Origin of the sequence: Streptomyces sp. SID5910, from assembly GCF_009862125.1 — a bacterium.
In the GTDB taxonomy this organism is placed as follows: domain Bacteria; phylum Actinomycetota; class Actinomycetes; order Streptomycetales; family Streptomycetaceae; genus Streptomyces.
On the sequence record NZ_WWHX01000508.1, the window covers coordinates 1 to 4,613 of the forward strand.

The window sequence follows — 4,613 nt, forward strand, 5'->3', positions numbered from 1 at the left end:
GGTGGGCGCAGCGGCACCCCGGCAGCGCCGGGCCACGCGCCTCACCCGCGGCCCGCAGTCGCGCCGGGCACCCCGTCACGCCGGGCCACGCGACCCACCCCCGCCCCGGGCACCCACGCACCGCCGGGCCCAAAACCGCGGCCCACGCCAGGGCACCGCTAGGTGAAGATCACCAGCGCACCGAACCCGACCCCGAGCACAATGCCCACCGCCCCGCAGATGATCCCGGCCAGCGCCTGCCCAGGATTCGTGGCCTCCCCCGACCGCGCCTTCCCACGCCCGACCGCCCCGAAGACCACCCCCAGAACACCGAGGATGATCGCCAGCGGCCACAGACAGAAGACGACGGCCGCGACGATGCCCAGTACGAGACCGGCCGTGCCCATCCCGTTGCTCGGCATCGGCGCCATCCCGGGCCAGCCGTAGTAGCCGTGCGGCTGGCCACCGGCGTAACCGCCCTGACCGGGGTAGCCGGTCCCGCCGGGATAACCGTAGGGAACCTGGCCGGGCCCGTCGGGCGCGATGGGCGGCGGAGGAACGGCCTGACCCTGCCCGGCGTACGGCGGCGCGAAGGGATTCCCGGCACCCGGCGGGGCAAACGGATCACCAGCACCCGGCGGCGCGAAAGGATTCCCGCCACCCGGCGAAGCCGCACCCGCACCCGCCCCCGGCGGCACAAAAGGACCGCCCCCGTTCGAAGCGCCCGCACCCGGCCCCGCATAGCCCCCGGACGTCCCGTCCCCCGGTGTCGCGGCCCCGCCCCCCGGACTCGCCCACGGCGGCACCGGCACGCCCGACTCCGACAGAGACGTGACCGTCTGCTGGTCGTGGACGGACGGAGCCGACCACGGCGCCGGTCCGTTCGACGCGAGCGTGCCTCCGGGCCCACCGGACGCGGCCGCGGCATCGCCCACCGGCGGCGCCCACGGATCGGCGCCCTGCCCCGCGGCCGGCGTCCCGTCGCTCCCCGCCGGGCGCCCCGGCTTGTCGAGGCCGACCCCGGGGACCGCGTCCGCGACACCGTCGTCCCCCGCACCGGCCGGCGCGGGCCAGGTCACGCCGGAACCAGAACCACCAGAACCACCACGGCCCGTCCGCTCGGGCCGGACCGCCCCGGAGTCGTTCCCCCCGGCCCCCGACGCCTGCGCGTCGTCTCGCGGCGGCTGCGCGTCGTCGGACATGCGCGGGATCCCCTCTGTTCGAACGTCCCGTCATGCTACGGCCCGCCCCCGCCCCGCACGGCCCCGGCCTACGATGATCCCGAACCACCGATCAGCCGATCACCCGCGTCCCACGGGACCCGCCCGCACCAGGGCGGCACCGGGACGCCGTTCCGGGGAGGAACCCCTTGACCGAGCACCTCGTCGACCCCGACGTCCCGCGCGACCTGCACGCCTTCATCGCCGGACTGCCCAAGGCCGAACTGCACGTCCACCACGTCGGCTCCGCCTCCCCGCGCATCGTCTCGGAGCTGGCCGCCCGCCACCCCGACTCCAAGGTCCCCACCGACCCCGAGGCCCTGGCCGACTACTTCACGTTCACGGACTTCGCGCACTTCATCGACGTGTACCTGTCCGTCGTCGACCTGATCCGCACCCCCGAGGACGTGCGGCTGCTGACGTACGAGGTGGCCCGGGACATGGCCCGGCAGCAGGTGCGCTACGCCGAGCTGACCATCACGCCCTTCTCCTCCACCCGGCGGGGTATCGACGAGGGCGCGTTCATGGACGCCATCGAGGACGCCCGCAAGGCGGCGGAGGCGGAGTTCGGGACCGTGCTGCGCTGGTGCTTCGACATCCCCGGCGAGGCCGGTCTGGAGTCGGCCGAGGAGACCACCCGGCTCGCCACCGACGACCGGCTGCGCCCCGAGGGGCTGATCTCCTTCGGGCTCGGCGGCCCGGAGATCGGGGTGGCCCGCCCGCAGTTCAAGCCGTACTTCGACCGCGCGATCGCCGCGGGCCTGCACTCGGTGCCGCACGCCGGCGAGACCACCGGCCCGGGGACGGTGTGGGACGCGCTGACCGACCTGCGCGCCGAACGCATCGGGCACGGCACCAGTTCCGCGCAGGACCCGAAGCTGCTGGCGCACCTCGCCGAGCACCGCATCCCCCTGGAGGTGTGCCCGACCTCGAACATCGCCACCCGCGCGGTGCGCACCCTGGACGAGCACCCGATCAAGGAGTTCAGGCGGGCCGGCGTCCTGGTGACGATCAACTCCGACGACCCGCCGATGTTCGGCACCGACCTCAACAACGAGTACGCCGTCGCCGCCCGCCTCCTCGGTCTCGACGAGCGGGGTCTCGCCGACCTGGCCAAGAACGGCGTCGAGGCGTCCTTCCTGGACGCGCCGGGCAAGGCGAGGATCAGCGACGAGATCGACACGTACACCGCCACCTGGCTCGCCTCCTGAGAGTTGCCCCGCAGATGAGCACTCCGCGTATGAGCACCCCGCGCGACACGACCGCCGTGGCCCACCGCGGCGACCCGTACCGGTACCGCGAGAACACCATCGGCTCGCTGCGCTCCGCCCTCGGCCGGGGCGCCGACGCGGTCGAGACGGACGTACGTCTGACCCGGGACGGCGTGCCCGTACTGCTGCACGACGAGACCCTGAAGCGGCTGTGGGAGCACGACCGGCCGCTGCGCTCGCTGTCGGCGGAGGAGGTGCGCGGGCTGACGGCGGGCGGGGTGCCGACGCTCGCGGAGGCGCTGGCCGCGACGGAGGGCGGCCGGCTGATGCTCGACCTGCCCGGGGGGCCGGACGAGCGGGCGGTACGGCGCATCGTGGACGTGGTCCGCGCGTGCGGGGCGGCGGACCGCGTGTACTACACGGCGGGCGCCGCCGCCATGCTCGCCGTGCGCGCCGTCGACCCCGCCGCCGAGATCGCCCTGACCTGGACGACGGCCGCCCCGCCCCGCCCCGCACTGCTGGCGGCGGTCCGCCCGCGGTGGCTCAACTACCGTTTCGGGCTGGTGGACCGGGCGCTGGCCGACCGCGTCCACCGCGACGGCTTCTTGCTGTCCGTGTGGACCCCCGACACCCGCCGCTCCATGCGCCGCCTGCTCGCGCTCGGCGTCGACTCGATCACGACCAACCGCGTCGACGTCCTGCACGACCTGCGCGCGGCCCGGCGCCTAGGGTCCGACCCCGACAAGTCGCCTTCCTCATAGGGGACTTCCCCCACCCAGACCCCAGGGCGGGCGCCCTCCTCACCGACGATCTCCCAGGGGGCTCGGCGCACAAGGATGATGACCGACCTTGCTGCCCGAGCCCCTTGGAGTCGTCGATGCGCAGTCACATGACCGCACGCACCACCGCCCTCGCCGCGTCCCTCGTCCTCGCCCTGGCCGCGGGCCCCCTCGCGGCCCCCGCCTTCGCCGCACCCCACCCCTCCGGCCACTCCCACACGCACACCGAGGTCTCCCCCAACGCCGACGCCCTGCGCGCCGCCGTCGCAGTGGTACCCAACGAGTACGCCACCTCGGCCCTCGTCCGGGTCGGCGGCACCGACGGCACCTGGCGCGGCAGCGCGGGCGTACGCGACCTGGCGAGCGGCCGGCCCGCCGACCCGGACGCGCTGTTCCGCGCCGGTTCGGTCACCAAGGTCGTCACCGCCGCCACGGTCCTGCGCCTCGCGGCCGAGGGCGACGTGGACCTGGACGCGCCGATCCAGAGGTATCTCCCCGGCGTGTTCACGCCCGCCTTCGACCGCCCGATCAGCGTGCGCCAACTGCTCAACCACACCAGCGGCATCCCGGCGGGCAGTGAACTCGGCGCGGACTTCTCGGAGTTGTACGCGCACCGCTTCGACACCCTCACCCCTCGGCAGGTCGTCGCGTCGGCGGTCGCGAAGGGACCGGAGTTCGGCCCGGGCGAGCGGCAGCACTACCTGAACATCAACTACACGGTCCTCGGCCTGCTGATCGAGAAGGTCACGGGCCGCTCGTACGCCGCCGAGGCGACCCGCCTGGTCCTGCGCCCGGCCGGCATGCGGCACACGTACTTCCCCGGCACCGACCCCTGTGTCCGGGGCCCGCACAACCGCGGCTACCAGGCGGTGGAGCGGCCGGACGGGACGACGGAGCTGGTCGACGTCACCGACTGGAACCAGGCCGACCGCTGGGCGGCCGGCGACATGATCTCGACCACCGCCGACCTGGAGCGGCTGATCACCTCCCTGTTCCGGGGCCGGATCGTGCCCCAGCCGCAGCTGGAGGAGATGTTCACGACCCCGCCGGGCCTCCCGGACGCGACCCGCAGCGCGGGACTGGAGTACAAGAAGGTCGGCAACCGGATCTTCTGGGGCAAGTCCGGATCCCGCTACGGCTACAGCACCCTCGTCGGCGGCGCCCGCGACCTGAGCGTCACCCTCGTCACGTCGATCACGTCCACGGACGCCAAGAGCGCGGAGGCCAACCCGGTCCTCGACGGAATCGCGGCGGCGGCGCTCAGTTAGGGCCTGTCGTTTGGATCAGGCCGGCGTCGCGGGGCGTGGCACGCGCATCTGCGGCGTTGTCGTCGGTTGCCAGGGCTCCGCCCTGTCGCCCTCCTCCGCCTTGCAGCTGCACGCACCACCCCCCGCTCGGGTCGGCCCAGACGCACCGTCTCTCTA

General features: G+C 74.1%; 4 protein-coding genes. 3 read left to right on the top strand and 1 reads right to left on the bottom strand.

Features of this window, described 5'->3' with window-relative positions; all coding sequences use genetic code 11:
• Positions 1–158: 158 nt before the first annotated feature.
• On the bottom strand, positions 159–401 hold the full coding sequence (locus GTW67_RS37745) for a DUF4190 domain-containing protein (RefSeq protein ID WP_237518919.1): 243 nt from the start codon (positions 399–401) through the stop codon (positions 159–161).
• A 947-nt stretch (positions 402–1,348) separates the two neighbouring features.
• Between GTW67_RS37745 and GTW67_RS18300 the strand changes: the two genes are divergently transcribed.
• From GTW67_RS18300 to GTW67_RS18310, 3 genes are all read left to right on the top strand, one after another.
• On the top strand, positions 1,349–2,410 hold the full coding sequence (locus GTW67_RS18300) for an adenosine deaminase (RefSeq protein ID WP_161165898.1): 1,062 nt from the start codon (positions 1,349–1,351) through the stop codon (positions 2,408–2,410).
• 29 nt (positions 2,411–2,439) lie between these two features.
• Positions 2,440–3,171: a glycerophosphodiester phosphodiesterase gene (locus GTW67_RS18305; RefSeq protein ID WP_161165901.1), complete on the top strand. Its 732-nt coding sequence runs from the start codon at positions 2,440–2,442 to the stop codon at positions 3,169–3,171.
• 128 nt (positions 3,172–3,299) lie between these two features.
• Entirely contained in the window at positions 3,300–4,457 is a 1,158-nt protein-coding gene (locus GTW67_RS18310) for a serine hydrolase domain-containing protein (RefSeq protein WP_161165899.1), read from the top strand.
• Positions 4,458–4,613 lie beyond the last annotated feature (156 nt).

Coding starts and splice junctions, on each gene's coding strand:
- GTW67_RS18305 (WP_161165901.1), top strand. CDS start 2,440: ATGAGCACCCCGCGCGACACGACCGCCGTGGCCCACCGCGGCGACCCG.
- GTW67_RS37745 (WP_237518919.1), bottom strand. CDS start 401: ATGCCGAGCAACGGGATGGGCACGGCCGGTCTCGTACTGGGCATCGTC.
- GTW67_RS18310 (WP_161165899.1), top strand. CDS start 3,300: ATGACCGCACGCACCACCGCCCTCGCCGCGTCCCTCGTCCTCGCCCTG.